The sequence below is a fragment of the Sulfitobacter sp. D7 genome (genome assembly GCF_003611275.1).
Lineage (GTDB): Bacteria > Pseudomonadota > Alphaproteobacteria > Rhodobacterales > Rhodobacteraceae > Sulfitobacter > Sulfitobacter profundi.
This window is the reverse complement of sequence record NZ_CP020694.1, coordinates 2,401,575-2,415,895: the sequence shown is the minus strand read 5'-3', so window position 1 is coordinate 2,415,895 and position 14,321 is coordinate 2,401,575. Positions and strand designations below refer to the sequence as shown.

15 protein-coding genes are annotated in these 14,321 nt (G+C 63.3%); 10 read left to right on the top strand and 5 right to left on the bottom strand.

Annotated elements, in window-relative coordinates:
• Positions 1 to 14: 14 nt before the first annotated feature.
• Both B5M07_RS11650 and B5M07_RS11645 read right to left on the bottom strand, forming a co-directional pair.
• Positions 15 to 926, bottom strand: coding sequence for a pirin family protein (locus B5M07_RS11650; protein ID WP_120351426.1), 912 nt, complete (start codon positions 924 to 926; stop codon positions 15 to 17).
• 94 nt (positions 927 to 1,020) lie between these two features.
• Positions 1,021 to 2,394, bottom strand: a complete 1,374-nt coding sequence (locus B5M07_RS11645; RefSeq protein WP_120351425.1) for an L-serine ammonia-lyase — start codon at positions 2,392 to 2,394, stop codon at positions 1,021 to 1,023.
• Between the two features lie 3 nt (positions 2,395 to 2,397).
• Between B5M07_RS11645 and B5M07_RS11640 the strand changes: the two genes are divergently transcribed.
• The 7 genes from B5M07_RS11640 (at position 2,398) to B5M07_RS11610 (ending at position 9,194) form a co-directional block, all read left to right on the top strand.
• On the top strand, positions 2,398 to 2,634 hold the full coding sequence (locus tag B5M07_RS11640) for a hypothetical protein (protein WP_120351424.1): 237 nt from the start codon (positions 2,398 to 2,400) through the stop codon (positions 2,632 to 2,634).
• Positions 2,635 to 2,647: 13 nt separating this feature from the next.
• Positions 2,648 to 3,436, top strand: coding sequence for a ribose-5-phosphate isomerase RpiA (gene rpiA, locus B5M07_RS11635; protein WP_120351423.1), 789 nt, complete (start codon positions 2,648 to 2,650; stop codon positions 3,434 to 3,436).
• 89 nt (positions 3,437 to 3,525) lie between these two features.
• A complete protein-coding gene (gene gor, locus B5M07_RS11630; protein ID WP_120351422.1) occupies positions 3,526 to 4,905 on the top strand; it encodes a glutathione-disulfide reductase in 1,380 nt (459 codons plus the stop codon).
• A 68-nt stretch (positions 4,906 to 4,973) separates the two neighbouring features.
• The gene (gene hflK, locus B5M07_RS11625; protein ID WP_201722068.1) at positions 4,974 to 6,206 is read left to right on the top strand and encodes an FtsH protease activity modulator HflK; all 1,233 of its coding nucleotides are present in this window, start codon (positions 4,974 to 4,976) and stop codon (positions 6,204 to 6,206) included.
• Positions 6,206 to 7,321, top strand: coding sequence for a protease modulator HflC (gene hflC, locus B5M07_RS11620; protein WP_067916329.1), 1,116 nt, complete (start codon positions 6,206 to 6,208; stop codon positions 7,319 to 7,321). The genes hflK and hflC overlap by 1 nt, the downstream gene beginning before the upstream one ends.
• Positions 7,318 to 7,512: a DUF2065 domain-containing protein gene (locus tag B5M07_RS11615; RefSeq protein ID WP_120351421.1), complete on the top strand. Its 195-nt coding sequence runs from the start codon at positions 7,318 to 7,320 to the stop codon at positions 7,510 to 7,512. The genes hflC and B5M07_RS11615 overlap by 4 nt, the downstream gene beginning before the upstream one ends.
• A gap of 254 nt (positions 7,513 to 7,766) precedes the next feature.
• A complete protein-coding gene (locus B5M07_RS11610) occupies positions 7,767 to 9,194 on the top strand; it encodes a DegQ family serine endoprotease (RefSeq protein WP_441351412.1) in 1,428 nt (475 codons plus the stop codon).
• A gap of 54 nt (positions 9,195 to 9,248) precedes the next feature.
• On the opposite strand, the gene B5M07_RS11605 is transcribed toward B5M07_RS11610, so the two are convergent.
• The gene (locus B5M07_RS11605) at positions 9,249 to 9,800 is read right to left on the bottom strand and encodes a peptidoglycan-binding domain-containing protein (protein WP_120351419.1); all 552 of its coding nucleotides are present in this window, start codon (positions 9,798 to 9,800) and stop codon (positions 9,249 to 9,251) included.
• A gap of 176 nt (positions 9,801 to 9,976) precedes the next feature.
• Here B5M07_RS11605 and B5M07_RS11600 point away from each other — a divergent pair, with 176 nt between their 5' ends.
• Positions 9,977 to 10,300: a 2Fe-2S iron-sulfur cluster-binding protein gene (locus B5M07_RS11600; RefSeq protein WP_067625538.1), complete on the top strand. Its 324-nt coding sequence runs from the start codon at positions 9,977 to 9,979 to the stop codon at positions 10,298 to 10,300.
• On the top strand, positions 10,300 to 10,995 hold the full coding sequence (locus B5M07_RS11595) for an FG-GAP repeat domain-containing protein (RefSeq protein WP_120351418.1): 696 nt from the start codon (positions 10,300 to 10,302) through the stop codon (positions 10,993 to 10,995). The genes B5M07_RS11600 and B5M07_RS11595 overlap by 1 nt, the downstream gene beginning before the upstream one ends.
• Positions 10,996 to 11,025: 30 nt before the next feature.
• On the opposite strand, the gene purD is transcribed toward B5M07_RS11595, so the two are convergent.
• Positions 11,026 to 12,291 (bottom strand): phosphoribosylamine--glycine ligase, encoded by a 1,266-nt coding sequence (gene purD / locus B5M07_RS11590; RefSeq protein ID WP_120351417.1) that lies wholly within the window; start codon positions 12,289 to 12,291, stop codon positions 11,026 to 11,028.
• 70 nt (positions 12,292 to 12,361) lie between these two features.
• Between purD and xseA the strand changes: the two genes are divergently transcribed.
• Positions 12,362 to 13,924, top strand: a complete 1,563-nt coding sequence (xseA, locus tag B5M07_RS11585; protein WP_120351416.1) for an exodeoxyribonuclease VII large subunit — start codon at positions 12,362 to 12,364, stop codon at positions 13,922 to 13,924.
• 6 nt (positions 13,925 to 13,930) lie between these two features.
• On the opposite strand, the gene B5M07_RS11580 is transcribed toward xseA, so the two are convergent.
• On the bottom strand, positions 13,931 to 14,320 hold the full coding sequence (locus tag B5M07_RS11580) for a hypothetical protein (protein WP_067625553.1): 390 nt from the start codon (positions 14,318 to 14,320) through the stop codon (positions 13,931 to 13,933).
• Position 14,321 lies beyond the last annotated feature (1 nt).

Here is a 14,321-nt window from a genome sequence, read left to right as displayed (position 1 = left end):
CACGGCCCTTCGGTTCAATGCGCGGGGCGGATGAAAGTCCCGTTGTTCAGATCGCGCATTGCCTGCTGCAACTCGGCGCGGGTATTCATCACAATCGGCCCATGCCACGCGACTGGCTCTTCAATCGGCGCGCCAGAGATGAGAAGAAAGCGCACACCTTCCTCGCCAGCCTGAACCGTCACCTCATCCCCGGAGCCGAAACGGATCAGCGTCCGGTCGCCCGATATGTCGCGGATGTTGACCTCCTCACCGGCGACCTCTTTCTCAAGCAACACGCCCGAGGGGGCAGAGGCATCGGCGAAAGCGCCCGCGCCTTGAAAGACATAGGCGAAGGCCCGGCGGTAGGTGTCGATCTTGAAGGTCTTCTTGACCCCTGCGGGCACGAAAACATCCAAATACTGCGGGTCAGCCGCGATGCCATCGACGGGGCCGCGTTTGCCCCAGAACTCGCCGGTGATGACTTTCACCCGCGTGCCGTCGTCGTCGGTCACCACTGGGATATCGCTGGACTTCATATCCTGATAACGCGGCGCAGTCATCTTCTGGGTTGACGGCAGGTTCCCCCAAAGCTGGAAGCCATGCATCTGCCCGGCGGCATTCCCGCGCGGCATTTCTTGGTGCAAGATGCCCGAACCGGCGGTCATCCACTGCACATCGCCCGCGTTCAGATCGCCGGTGTTGCCCAGCGAATCCGCGTGTTCCACGGTGCCTTCGAGCACATAGGTGATCGTCTCGATCCCGCGGTGGGGGTGCCAAGGGAAGCCCTTTTCAAAGTCTTCGGGCCGGTCGTTGCGGAAGTCGTCGAACAGCAGAAAGGGGTCCAGCTCCGACGGGTCGTGGAAGCCGAAGGCGCGGTGCAATTTGACGCCTGCGCCTTCCATTGTGGGCGTGGCGCGGCGGGTTTCCAATGTGGGTCTGAGGGACATGATGCTCTCCTTTGCGGTTGCTTAGAAGATAGCCGGTGGCAGTGCCCTCAACAATTGGCCCCGGCGAACGGGCCCTGTGCAAATTTGCGCAGCTTCAACAATTTGGCACATTGACAGCCAATCCGCCGAGCGAGGTTTCCTTGTATTTCTCGCTCATGTCCGCGCCGGTTTGGCGCATGGTTTCGATACAGGCGTCCAGCGGCACCAGATGCGTGCCGTCGCCGCGCAGCGCCAATGAGGCCGCCGATACCGCCTTGATCGCGCCCAGCCCGTTACGTTCAATACAAGGCACTTGAACCAGCCCTTTGACGGGGTCGCAGGTCATGCCGAGGTGATGCTCCAGCGCGATTTCGGCAGCGTTTTCAATTTGCGGCGGCGTGCCGCCCATCACGGCGCAGAGCCCGGCGGCGGACATGGCAGCGGCGCTGCCGACCTCGGCCTGACAGCCTGCCTCGGCGCCTGAGATTGAGGCGTTGTATTTGACCAGCCCGCCAATCGCGGCGGCGGTGAGCAGGAAGTCTTCGATATGCGCCTCAGACGCGCCGGGCACATGGTCGAGATAATAGCGTAATGTCGCGGGCATCACGCCTGCCGCGCCGTTCGTGGGCGCGGTGACGACCTGACCGCCCGCCGCGTTTTCCTCGTTCACCGCCATGGCATAGACGCTCATCCAGTCGTTGATCGTATGCGGCGCGGATTGGTTCTGCCCACGCTCGGCGATCAGCGCGTCATGGATGCCCTTGGCGCGGCGTTTCACCTGAAGGCCGCCGGGCAGGGTGCCATCGGTCGTCAGCCCCCGGTCGATACAATCGCGCATCACCTGCCAAAGCCGTTTGCTGCCCGCGCGCAGGTTCTCGGCCCCGCCACGCGCCTCTTCGTTGGCGCGTTTCATACCTGCGATAGTCTTGCCGGATTTCGTCGACATCTCAAGCATTTCGGCGGCGGACTTAAAGGGGAAGGGCACCGGCGCGCCTTCATCCGTGTCCTTGCCTGCGGCCAGTTCCTTTTCGGTCATCACGAAGCCGCCGCCGATGGAATAATAGGTTTCGCGCAAGGCAACGTCGCCTTGGGCGTCGGTGGCCATCAGCATCATGCCATTGGCGTGGCCTGCAAGCTTGGTGTCGTAGTCGAAGATCATGTCGTGCTCGGGGTCGAAGCGCAGTTCGGGCAGCCCCTCGACGCTGATGCGCCGGGTCTGCTTGATCTTGTCCAGCGTCTTCTCGGCGGCTTCGGCGTCATAGTCTTCGGGCGTGAACCCGGCGAGGCCGAGGATCGTGGCGCGGTCGGTGGCATGGCCCACCCCGGTAAAGGCCAGACTGCCGTGGAGCGACGCGCGCAGCCCGGCAAATTGGAAGGGCGAGGCGCGCATCTGGTCAAGGAAACGCCCCGCCGCCACCATCGGCCCCATGGTATGCGAAGACGAAGGGCCGATGCCCACTTTGAACATGTCGAAGACGGAAAGAAACATCAGGTGGCGGACCCTTTTATGGTTGCGGGTGTCGGGGCGCGGTGGAACGGGTATCGCCCAGACCTTTGGCGCATTGCAAGCGGTGTGGGCCGATCCAACCATTTCCTGCCGCCGCTTGGCGCGCTGAAAGCGACAGGGCGCGCGCTCTGGCCGTCCTGTCGCATTGCCGTGCGTCCAAAAACCGCCGACTTGCCCCTCGCACCCTATGCCAATTCGCCCTATAACGCGGCAAACGCCTGAGAGGGAGCACCCGATGTCCGGAGACCTATCACCGATCGACAAGGCCAAATTCGTGGCCGCGAAACGGGCCTGCGAGTTCGTGGAAGATGGGATGCGCGTGGGCCTTGGCACCGGATCGACGGCGGCGTGGCTGGTGCGCTGTCTGGGCGAGTTGGTGCGCGAAGATGGGCTGCGGATCAAAGGCGTGCCGACCTCCTCGCGCACGGCGCAACTGGCGCGGGAGGTGGGGATCGAGGTGATCTCGCTCGATGAGGCGAAATGGCTCGACCTGACGATTGACGGCGCGGATGAGTTCGACGCAGAGCTGAACCTCATCAAAGGCGGCGGCGGCGCGTTGCTGCAAGAAAAGATCGTAGCGACGGCCAGTGACCAGATGGTGGTGATCGCCGATATCGGCAAAGAGGTGCATCATCTGGGGGCATTCCCTCTGCCGATCGAGGTGATTCCCTTTGGCTGGCAAACCACGCAGGCGCTGGTCGAAGAGACGCTGATCTCGATGGATGTGCTTGGCCGCAACTCGACCCTGCGGATGAACGGCGAGGTGCCTTTCATCACCGACGAGGGGAACTATATTCTAGACCTGCGGCTGGGGCGCATCGGCAACGCGCGGCAACTAGCGCTGGTGCTGAACCAGATGCCCGGCGTGGTGGAAAACGGCCTGTTCATAGATATCTGTGACGCGGTTGTGATCGGCTACGGGGATGGCAGGGTTGAGGTGCGCGACATAAATGAAGGCACCGTGGCGACCGACCGGCTGGAATTCGTCGAGACCGACAACCTGTTTTCCGACCTCAGCGATTAACGCCCAAGAGCGATCCACGCGCGATCCCGCGCAAGACCAAAATATGCGCGATCCCGTGCAATACCAAAAACGACTAAGAGAGGCGCCAAATGGCCAAGAATGAATTCGACTACGACCTGTTTGTCATCGGTGGCGGCTCGGGCGGTGTGCGCGCGGCGCGTGTCGCGGCGGGCGAGCATGACGCCAAGGTCGGACTGGCCGAAGAAGACCGCTATGGCGGCACCTGTGTGATCCGGGGCTGTGTGCCCAAAAAGCTGATGGTCTTTGCCTCGGGCTATGCCGATGTGGTGGAAGAGGCGAAATGCTTTGGCTGGGATCTCAAGGCCGGGCCCTTCGATTGGCATGACTTCAAAAGCCGCCTGAACACAGAGTTGAACCGCCTTGAAGGCGTTTATCGCAAGCTCTTGAAGAACTCTGGCGTCGATACTTTCGACGCCCGCGCGCGGATCAAAGACGCCCATACCGTCGCCCTTTCCGACGGGACCGAGAAGACCGCCAAACATATCCTCATCGCCAGCGGCGGTCGCCCCGTGCGCCCCGAGATCGAGAATGCGGAACTGGGTCTGGTCTCCGACGATCTGTTCCACCTTGAGAAGCTGCCCAAGTCGATCCTGATTATCGGCGGCGGCTATATCGCCTGTGAATTCGCCTGTATCCTCAACGGATTGGGCGTCGAGGTGACGCAATACTACCGCGGTGCGCAGATCCTGCGCGGCTTTGACGACGAAGCCCGCGGCATGGTGGCCGAGATGATGCAGGAAAAGGGGATCGACCTGCATCTTGGCACCAACATTCTGGAAATGTCGCCCAGCCACGAAGACGGCAGCGGCCCGATGAAGGTCAAGCCGACCAACGGCACCGAAAAGATGTTCGACCAAGTGCTCTTTGCCACTGGCCGCCGCCCCAACAGCGACGACATGGGGCTGGAAGAACTGGGCGTGAAACTGGGCCGCAGCGGTGCGATCGAAGTGGATGAGTACAGCCAGACCGCCGTGCCCTCGGTCTATGCCATCGGCGACGTGACCAACCGGATCAACCTTACGCCGGTGGCGATCCGCGAAGGCATGGCCTTTGTCGAAACCGTCTTTGGCGGCAACCCGACGCAGGTCGATCATGATCTGGTGCCCTCGGCGATCTTCACGCAGCCCGAAATGGGCACCGTGGGGCTAAGCGAGGAAGACGCCCGCGACAAAGGACCGATTGAGGTCTATGCAACCTCTTTCAAACCGATGCAGGGGGCCTTTGCGGGCAAGGCCGACCGGGTGCTGATGAAGCTCATCGTCTGCGCCGATACGCGGGTCGTGCTGGGCTGTCATATCGTCGCACCAAATGCGGGCGAGTTGATCCAGATGGTCGGCATCGCGGTCAAGATGGGGGCCACGAAAGAGCAGTTTGACGCCACCTGCGCGGTACACCCAACCATGTCCGAAGAGCTGGTGACGATGCGTAATCCGACCCGCACGGCTTGAATATCGCGCGAAAGCGTACAATTTTTGGAACGATAGGCCGCATGGGCGGCCGAGAGGGGAACATATCAATGGCAGGAAATTCGCAAGGCCCCTGGGGGGGCGGCGGAGGCGGCAACCGGGGCAACGGCGGAGACCGGGGCACCAATGGTGACCGCGGCAACGAGGGACGCAACGACGGGCCGCAGGGTCCACGCGGGCAGGGCGGTGACCGCCCCCAGATGCCCGAGATCGACGATCTGGTGCGCAAGGGCCAAGAGCAGCTGCGTGTCCTGATGGGCGGCCGTGGTGGCGACCGGGGCAATGGCACCGGCGGCGGTGGCCGCGGCTCTGGCGGGCCGGGTGTGACCCGCTCGACAATTGGTATTGCCCTTTTGGCCGGCGTGGCGCTTTGGGGTTTTGCCAGCTTTTATACCGTGCGGCCCGAACAGCAGTCGATCGAACTGTTCTTGGGCGAATTTTCCGGCATTGGCACCGAGGGTCTGAACTTTGCCCCATGGCCGCTGGTCACGGCAGAGGTTTTTGACGTCACCACCAACCGCACCGAAGAACTTGGTGTGCGGCGCGGCACGGGCGGCAACGAAGGCCTGATGCTGACCACCGATGAAAACATCGTCGACATCGACTTTCAGGTGGTCTGGAACATCAAGAACGCGCGCGATTTCAAATTCTCGCTGCGCGATCCTGAAGCCTCCGTGCGTGCGATTTCCGAATCCGCGATGCGCGAAGTCATCGCCCAGTCCGAACTCGCGCCGATCCTCAACCGGGACCGTGGTGCCGTTGCAGATCGGGTGAAAGAGTTGATCCAAACCACGCTTGATAACCGCAAGACCGGCATCAACGTGCTGCGTGTCAACGTGAACAAGGTCGACCCGCCCAGCCAGACCGTGCAGGTCACCGATGCCAATGGCAACACGACCACACAATCGGTCGTCGACGCTTTCCGCGACGTGCAAGCGGCCGAGCAGGAGCGTGACCGGGTAGAGCGTCAGGCCGATGCCTATGCCAACCGCCGCACCGCCGAAGCCCGCGGTGAATCCGCGCAGCTTTTGGAAGCTTCCGAAGGGTATCGCGCCCGTGTGGTGAACGACGCTGTGGGTGAAGCCAGCCGTTTTGAGGCCGTCTTGGAAGAATACCGCAACGCGCCCGACGTGACGCGCAAGCGTCTGTACCTTGAGACCATGGAAAAGGTGCTGGGCGACGTGGATAAAATCATCCTCGAAAACGGCAGCGGCCAAGGCGGGCAGGGCGTCGTTCCCTATCTGCCACTCAATGAATTGCGGCGCGGCGGAGGGTCGAACTGATGCGGAAAACAAGTCTTATCATTCCCATCTTGGTGATCGCCATCGTGGGTGTCCTTTCGGCTGTCTTCGTCGTGGACGAGCGCGAAAAAGCGCTGGTGCTGCGTTTTGGCCAGATCAAACAGGTTCGCAATGAGCCGGGCATCGGCTTCAAAGTGCCCTTCTTGGATGAGGTCGTGCGCTACGAAGACCGCATTCTGTCGCTGGAAACCCCGGTGATCGAAGTTACCCCCGCCGATGACCGTCGTCTGGAAATCGATGCCTTCGTGCTCTACCGGATCGACGACATGGTCCAGTACCGCCAAGCTTTGGGTGCGGGCGGTGAACGTCAGGCCGAAAGCGAAATGGGCGGCATCATGGAAAGCCAGATCCGTGCCGTTTTGGGTTCGCAAGGCGTGACCTCCAACACGATCCTGTCGCCCGAGCGGTCGGACCTGATGGAGCAAATTCGTGTCCGCGCAGATGCCCGTGCACAGGCGCTTGGCCTCAAGGTCGTTGATGTGCGTCTGCGTCAGACCAACCTGCCAGAGCAGAACTTTGATGCGACCCTGCAGCGGATGATCGCCGAACGTGAGCGTGAAGCCACCGATGAACGCGCCCGTGGCCGCGAGGCCGCGCAGCGTGTGATCGCCCTTGCTGACCGGACCTATGAAGAGATCCTGTCGGAGGCGCGTCGGGACGCACGGATTATCGAAGGTGAGGCGGACGCTCAGCGAAACAAAATCTTCGCGCAGTCTTATGGTCAGGATCAGGAGTTCTTTGAATTCTACCGGTCGTTGACCGCCTATGAGCAGGCCCTGCGGGGCGAGAACTCGACCATGGTGATGTCGCCGGACAGCGAGTTCTTCAACTACCTGCGCTCGGACCGCAATCCTTCGACCACTGTCGATGCGAACGCACCGCCGCAGACAGCGGCCGAGGCACAGGTCCAGACGCCAGCCGAGGCACCGCAAACCGATGCGCCGGCGGCGGAACCTGCGCCAGCGGACGATAGCGCTGCTGCCGACGACACGCAGGAGGAGGCCGCCCCTGCGGCCCCCGCCACGCCTGAGCCTGTAGCGCCTGCACCTGTCGCGCCGGACGCGGAGGCCGACCAGCCAGCCGCGCTCGACGAATGAGCCTTGTTCTACTGGCTCTAGGGTCGGTTCTGATATTCGAGGGGCTGGTGTACGCACTGGCCCCTTCGTTTTTGGAGCAGATGCTGGAAATGCTCCGCCGCATCCCTGAGGCGGCGCTGCGCCAACTCGGCGCACTGGTGGTGGTCGCCGGATTGATACTTGTCTGGCTGGCGTTTCAATTGGGCGTCTAAAGGCCGGATCAGGGGCCGAAGGACGTTCGGTTTCGCCGCGCATTCTGCCAAGGCACAGAGGCCCGGGCCATAAATCATCAGCCGCGTGCCCGTTGAAATGCCCGTGATCGGCCCCATCTTTGCTGTTGCAGCGCGTCCTTTCGGAATGCACTCTGCCCACGTTGGTAACAACAGGAACAATCAGGAGACGATGAATGCAGGCCAAGGCGGTTTCCCTGTCCAAAACAGCACAACACACCCAATGGATGCGAGCGATGGCAATGGGGGTGATGGCGCTGACCCTCTTGATCCTGCAAGCCAGCATGGCGCTGGCCAAACCTGAAAGCCTCGCCCCGCTCGCGGAAAAGATCAGCCCCTCGGTGGTGAATATCACCACATCGACCACGGTTGAGGGCCGCACCGGGCCGCAGGGCATCGTTCCCGAAGGCTCGCCTTTCGAAGACTTTTTCCGCGAGTTTCAGGACCGCAACAACGACGGCGAGGGCAACCGCCCGCGCCGTTCCTCGGCGCTTGGCTCGGGCTTTGTGATTTCCGAAGATGGCTATGTGGTGACCAACAACCACGTGATCGAAAGTGCCGATGAGATCACGATCGAATTTTTCTCGGGCGAGGAACTGGTCGCCAAGGTGATCGGCACCGACCCCAAGACCGACATTGCGCTGCTGAAGGTCGAAGCCAGCCAGCCGTTGCCCTTCGTCTCTTTCGGCGACAGCAATGCCGCGCGTGTCGGGGACTGGGTGATCGCCATGGGCAACCCGCTGGGGCAGGGCTTTTCGGTCTCTGCGGGTATTGTCTCGGCCCGCAACCGGGCGCTCTCGGGCACCTATGACGACTACATTCAGACTGATGCTGCGATCAACCGGGGCAACTCGGGCGGGCCGCTGTTCAATATGGATGGCGAGGTGATCGGCGTGAACACCGCGATCCTGTCGCCCAATGGCGGCTCCATCGGGATCGGCTTTTCGATGGCCTCGAATGTGGTCACCCGCGTGATCGACCAGTTGCAGGAATTCGGTGAGACCCGCCGCGGCTGGCTGGGTGTGCGCATTCAGGACGTGACCGACGATGTAGCCGACGCCATGGGCCTCAAGAAAGCCGTTGGGGCCTTGATCACAGACGTGCCGGAAGGCCCGGCGAGGGAAGCAGGGCTCAAGACCGGTGACGTAATCAAGTCCTTTGATGGCGTCGAAGTCGTCGATACCCGCGGTCTGGTGCGTCAGGTGGGCAACAGCCCCGTGGGCGCGACGGTCCGCGTGACCGTGCTGCGCGATGGCAAGACCCAGACCATCAAAGTTGTGCTGGGCCGCCGCGAAGATGCGGATGGCGCGGTTCCTGCGGCAATGGACGAAAACGCCGATGACGGCACCGAGGCAGAGCCGCAGTCGACCATGCTGATGGGCCTGACCCTGATGCCGTTGACCGACGATCTGCGCGCCGAACTGGGGGCCGATGACGATATGAGCGGTCTTGCCGTGACGGATGTGGATCAAACGTCGGAGGCCTTTGAGAAGGGCCTGCGCATGGGTGACATCATCACCGAAGCGGGGCAGGAACAGGTGACGAGCATCGCTGATCTGGAAGCGCGGATCGCCGCCGCGAAAGAGGCTGGCCGCAAGTCTCTGCTGCTGCTGGTGCGCCGTGGCGGCGACCCGCGATTTGTCGCGCTGTCGCTGGCGGAGTGATCCGCTACCGTGGTTTGGAGAGGGCGCCTCCGGGCGCCCTTTTTCGTTGGGGGTTCAGCCGCCCTGTCGGGGCACCGCTACAAGCCCAAGCGCACGGGCGGTGGTGAGTGACAGCACCTCGCTGTTCGGGCCCTGTTTGGCCTGATAGCGCCGCACGGCGAGCCGTGTCGCCCTGTCCATCTCACCGGTGATCGGCCCAGCATACAGCCCGCGTGCCTGCAGCGCCCGTTGTAGGGTGCTGTTGAACTCTGGCGTTAGCACATCCGGGCAGGGGGTCTCGAACCAGTTGTCTATCCGTGCGCGCACGATCTCTTGGCGGGTCTCTGTCTTGTAGACGGGCGGTTTGGCGATGCTGCCATCGGCGTTCATTTTGGCCGGGATGACTTCGACCTGTTCGGTCACCGTCTCGATTACCGCGGGGCTGACCGTGCGGCCCCAGCAACTTCCCTCCGGCGCGCCTGCGGGGCCGTTGCGGGTGGCTTCCAGCACCCCCGGCTCAGGGCGCGGGGTGGCCGGTGCCGCCGTCTCGCAGCCCGCGATACCGGCGACGAGCAGCAGCAAGGCCGCGCGCTGCAATTTGGACCGGAGGGGAGGGGGCTGTGTCATGCCGGAATCGCGGGGCTCGCCTGTTGTTTGCGCGCAGACTAGCGGGATGCGCGGACCTTGCCCACCGCAATGTCATCGGCGGGGGCATGCGTGGGCGAACTCATGAAAAGGGGGCTGGAACCGGCTGCCATAGCCCGCTAAACAAGGCCGAACTTTTAGGACGAAAGGGCATCATCATGGCCAAAATCACCTATGTCGAACATTCCGGCACCGAACATGTGGTCGAGGTGGCCAATGGTCTCACGGTCATGGAAGGCGCGCGGGACAATAACATTCCCGGCATCGAAGCCGACTGTGGCGGGGCCTGCGCTTGTTCCACCTGCCACGTCTATGTCGATCCGGCGTGGACAGAGAAACTGACCCCGATGGACGACATGGAAGAAGACATGCTCGACTTCGCCTTCGAGCCTGACCCTGCGCGGTCGCGTCTGACCTGCCAGATCAAGGTCACCGACGCGCTGGACGGTCTGCGTGTGCAGATGCCGGAAAAGCAAATCTGATGCGGGCGGTCGGCGCGGCCTTGCTTGCGCTGATCGCAACCAGCGCGGCGGCGGAGACGATCACCGCCGCGCGCTATATCTCGCCCACCGGGCGCTACGCCCATGGCATTCTGGGCGACGCGCTGGAATGGGGCGGGCTACAGGTCTCTTTGGCAGACGGGAGCGCGCGGCGTTTCGTTCTGCCCCGCGACCATGTTTTCGAAGATATCGCCCCGCGGCTGGTCGATGTAACCGGCGATGGCGCGCCCGAAGTGCTGGTGATTGAGACCGACGTGAACCGCGGCGCGGCGCTGGCGATCTACAGCCCCGAGGGCAAGATTGCTGAGACCCCGCATATCGGCCAAAGCAACCGATGGCTTGCCCCCATAGGCGCCGCTGATCTCGACGGTGACGGCGCGGTTGAGATCGCCTATGTCGACCGCCCGCATCTGGCGCGGGTGCTGCGGGTCTGGCGTTTTGCGGATGGGGACCTGAGCGAGGTGGCTCAGATGCCGGGGCTGACCAACCATCGAATCGGAGAGTCCTTCATCTCGGGCGGTCTGCGCGATTGCGGTGCCGGGCCAGAGATGGTGCTGGCGGATGCCGATTGGCAGCGCGTGGTCGGGGTGACCCTGAAGGACGGGCAGCTTGCGCGTCGCGACATCGGCCCCTTCGCGGGGGCCGACAGCTTTGCCGCGGCACTTGCCTGTGAGTGAGGGTGCTGGGGCGGCCTAAGCCGCCGCCTGTTAGCTCAGCGCGCGCCAGCCGATGTCGCGGCGGCAGAAGCCTTCTGGCCAATTGATCCCGTCGACCATCGCATAGGCACGCTCTTGCGCCTCGGCCAGCGTGGTGCCCCGCGCGGTGACGTTCAGCACGCGGCCGCCGTTTGCCAAGATCGCCCCGTCTTGCGCCACGGTGCCCGCGTGGAACACCATATTGGCGCTGTCTTCGGGCAGGTCTTTCAGCCCCTTGATCTCACTGCCCTTTTCATAGGCGCCGGGATAGCCATTCGCCGCCATCACCACGGTCAGCGCGTGGTCTTCGGCCCAGTTGACCTGCATCTCGGCCAAAGACCCCTTGGCCGTGGCCTGCATCAGATCAAAGGCCTGCGCACCAAGGCGCATCATCAGCACTTGGCATTCAGGATCGCCAAAGCGCACGTTGTATTCCACCAGACGCGGCTGGCCGTCTTTGATCATCAACCCGGCATAAAGCACGCCTTGATAGGGCATCCCGCGTTTCGCCATCTCGGCCATGCAGGGGCGGATGATTTCATTTAGCGCGCGTTCGGCAATCGCATCGCTCAGCACCGGGGCGGGGGAATAGGCGCCCATGCCGCCGGTGTTGGGCCCGCTGTCGCCGTCGCCGACGCGCTTGTGGTCTTGGGCCGTTCCGATGGGCAGCACGGTCTCCCCATCACAAAGCACGAAGAAGGACGCCTCTTCGCCTTCCATGAACTCTTCGATCACGACTTCCGTGCCCGCGTCGCCAAAGGCACCGTCAAACATCTCATTTACGGCGGCGAGGGCTTCGGCATCCGTCATGGCAATGATGACACCCTTGCCCGCCGCCAGACCGTCGGCCTTGATGACGATCGGCGCGCCTTGCTTTTCCACATAGGCGCGGGCGCTGGCGGCGTCGGTGAAATGGCCATAAGCCGCTGTAGGCGCATTGCAGGCGTCGCAGATTTCCTTGGTAAAGGCTTTGGAGGCTTCTAGCGCCGCCGCCGCTTTGGAGGGACCGAACACGTCGAAACCCGCCGCGCGCAGGTCATCGCCCACACCCGCGGCCAAGGGCGCTTCGGGGCCGATGATGACGAAGTCGATGTTATTGCCCTCGCAGAAGGCCACCACTGCCGCGCCGTCCATGATGTCGAGCTTGGCGCATTGCGCGATGGCCTCGATGCCCGCATTGCCTGGTGCCACGATCAGCTTGTCGCATTTGGGGTTCTGCATCACCGCCCAAGCGAGTGAATGTTCGCGGCCTCCGCTGCCGAGGATCAGGATATTCATGCCGCGCACTCCCTTGGACTTCGTTGCTCCGCGTTCTAAGCTGGGGTGCCCACAGACACAAGGTGCCCAGATGGATCTGTTCGACGACCCCGCCCCCGGTGCAAACAGCCCCGAATTTACCGTCACCGAGCTTTCTGGTGCGATCAAGCGGGTGATTGAGGGTGAGTTTGCCCATGTCCGGATTCGGGGTGAGGTGGGCCGCGTGAGCCGCCCGCGTTCGGGGCATGTCTATCTTGACCTCAAGGACGACCGTTCGGTGATCTCCGGCGTGATCTGGAAAGGCGTCACCGCGCGGCTCGAGACCCAGCCCGAAGAGGGGATGGAGGTGATCGCCACCGGACGGATCACCACCTTTGGCGGCCAATCGAAATACCAGATCGTCATCGAGGATATCAAACCGGCGGGCATGGGCGCGCTGATGGCGCTCTTGGAGAAACGCAAAGCGGCGTTGGCGGCGGAGGGGCTTTTTGCCCCCGAACGCAAACGCCCGCTGCCCTATCTGCCCGAGATCATTGGCGTCGTGACCTCGCCCTCGGGGGCGGTGATCCGTGACATTCTGCACCGGCTGCGCGACCGTTTCCCGCGCAAGGTGCTGATCTGGCCGGTTGCCGTACAGGGCGCGAAATGCGCGCCCGAGGTGGTGCGCGCCATTGAAGGGTTCAACCGGCTGACCCCCGGTGGCGCATTGCCGCGGCCCGATTTGTTGATCGTGGCGCGGGGTGGTGGGTCTGTCGAAGACCTTTGGGGCTTTAACGAGGAAAGCGTCGCGCGTGCGGCGGCAGCATCGGAGATCCCGCTGATCTCTGCCGTGGGGCATGAGACAGACACGACGCTGATCGACTTCGTTTCTGACAAACGCGCGCCGACGCCGACCGCAGCGGCGGAGTTGGCGGTGCCCGTGCGGCATGAACTGGCAGCATGGCTCGAAGGGCAGGGCGCAAGGATGCGTCAGGCGCTGAGCCAAGGGCTGACCCGGCGCGGCCAGCGGATGCGGGATCTGGCGCGGGCCTTGCCGCGTGCCGAGACCTTGCTGGAAGGGCCGCGCCAAAGGCTCGACCGGGGTGGAGAGAAACTGGCCCCCGCGCTGATCGCAGGCGTCCAAGGCCGCCGCGTGAAACTGGCCGATATGTCCGGTGCCCTGCGTCCCGGCACCCTGCGCCGCCAGTTGGAGGCTGATCGTCAGCGGCTGGCCCAGCTATCGGCAAGGCTCGACCCCGCATGGCAACGCAACTTGGCAGGGCAGCGTGAACGGCTCGGGACAAGGATCGACCGGTTTCACCCCGAGGTGTTGCAGCGGCAGATCCTGCGTCGTCGTGAACGGCTGCTCGACCGTACGCAGACTTTCCGCCCAGAGGTGCTGCTCCGCGACCTTTCCCGCCAAGACCAGCGATTGAATGAGGTGGTCGCCCGGTTGGCGCGCGCAGGCCGCGCGGATCAAGACCGCCGTCGCCGCCAGATCGACGCTTTGGGCCGCACCCTTGGCACGCTTGGCTACCGCGAAACGCTCGCCCGCGGTTTCGCCGTGGTGCGTGGCGATGGCGATGTGGTGACCAGCGCCGAGGCCGCAAAGAACGCCGCCCGGTTGGAGATCGAATTTGCGGATGGTCGGCTGGCTGTCAAAGGCGAAAGCTAAGGCCGGTCAGACCCCGACTTCGGGCCCGAGACAGAGCAGAGGGTCATTCTGCTCCTGCGCCTCGTAAAGCTCGGTTTGGGTTGGGTCATTCTCGAACCGGGCGACCAGCCCGGATGGGCTTTCGGTGAAGCTCCAGCATTGCGGGGTGGGGTCGTCTTCGTAGACGAAACAGATCAGCCCCTCGGCCTCATACCAGCGCCCCTCCTTGCAGCGGCCATCAAGAAAGGACCACTGCACGCGGCGATCCTCGTGATAGACCTCGGCCCCATAGGGCGCGCCGGACTGGCCGTAGTAGAGCGTTTTGCCCTGCGTATAAGCCTCGAACTCCGCCGCTGACATCTCGGCCAAGGCGGGCAGGGGCAGGAGGGCGCAGATCAGGGCGAGGGTATGTCTCATC

Bases quoted from the DNA above. Each gene is read 5' to 3' on its own strand.
- B5M07_RS11605 (WP_120351419.1), bottom strand. From the start codon at position 9,800: ATGACACAGCCCCCTCCCCTCCGGTCCAAATTGCAGCGCGCGGCCTTG.
- xseA (WP_120351416.1), top strand. From the start codon at position 12,362: ATGGATCTGTTCGACGACCCCGCCCCCGGTGCAAACAGCCCCGAATTT.
- B5M07_RS11600 (WP_067625538.1), top strand. From the start codon at position 9,977: ATGGCCAAAATCACCTATGTCGAACATTCCGGCACCGAACATGTGGTC.
- gor (WP_120351422.1), top strand. From the start codon at position 3,526: ATGGCCAAGAATGAATTCGACTACGACCTGTTTGTCATCGGTGGCGGC.
- rpiA (WP_120351423.1), top strand. From the start codon at position 2,648: ATGTCCGGAGACCTATCACCGATCGACAAGGCCAAATTCGTGGCCGCG.
- B5M07_RS11615 (WP_120351421.1), top strand. From the start codon at position 7,318: ATGAGCCTTGTTCTACTGGCTCTAGGGTCGGTTCTGATATTCGAGGGG.
- B5M07_RS11610 (WP_441351412.1), top strand. From the start codon at position 7,767: ATGGCAATGGGGGTGATGGCGCTGACCCTCTTGATCCTGCAAGCCAGC.
- B5M07_RS11645 (WP_120351425.1), bottom strand. From the start codon at position 2,394: ATGTTTCTTTCCGTCTTCGACATGTTCAAAGTGGGCATCGGCCCTTCG.
- B5M07_RS11580 (WP_067625553.1), bottom strand. From the start codon at position 14,320: ATGAGACATACCCTCGCCCTGATCTGCGCCCTCCTGCCCCTGCCCGCC.
- hflC (WP_067916329.1), top strand. From the start codon at position 6,206: ATGCGGAAAACAAGTCTTATCATTCCCATCTTGGTGATCGCCATCGTG.
- purD (WP_120351417.1), bottom strand. From the start codon at position 12,291: ATGAATATCCTGATCCTCGGCAGCGGAGGCCGCGAACATTCACTCGCT.
- hflK (WP_201722068.1), top strand. From the start codon at position 4,974: ATGGCAGGAAATTCGCAAGGCCCCTGGGGGGGCGGCGGAGGCGGCAAC.
- B5M07_RS11650 (WP_120351426.1), bottom strand. From the start codon at position 926: ATGTCCCTCAGACCCACATTGGAAACCCGCCGCGCCACGCCCACAATG.
- B5M07_RS11595 (WP_120351418.1), top strand. From the start codon at position 10,300: ATGCGGGCGGTCGGCGCGGCCTTGCTTGCGCTGATCGCAACCAGCGCG.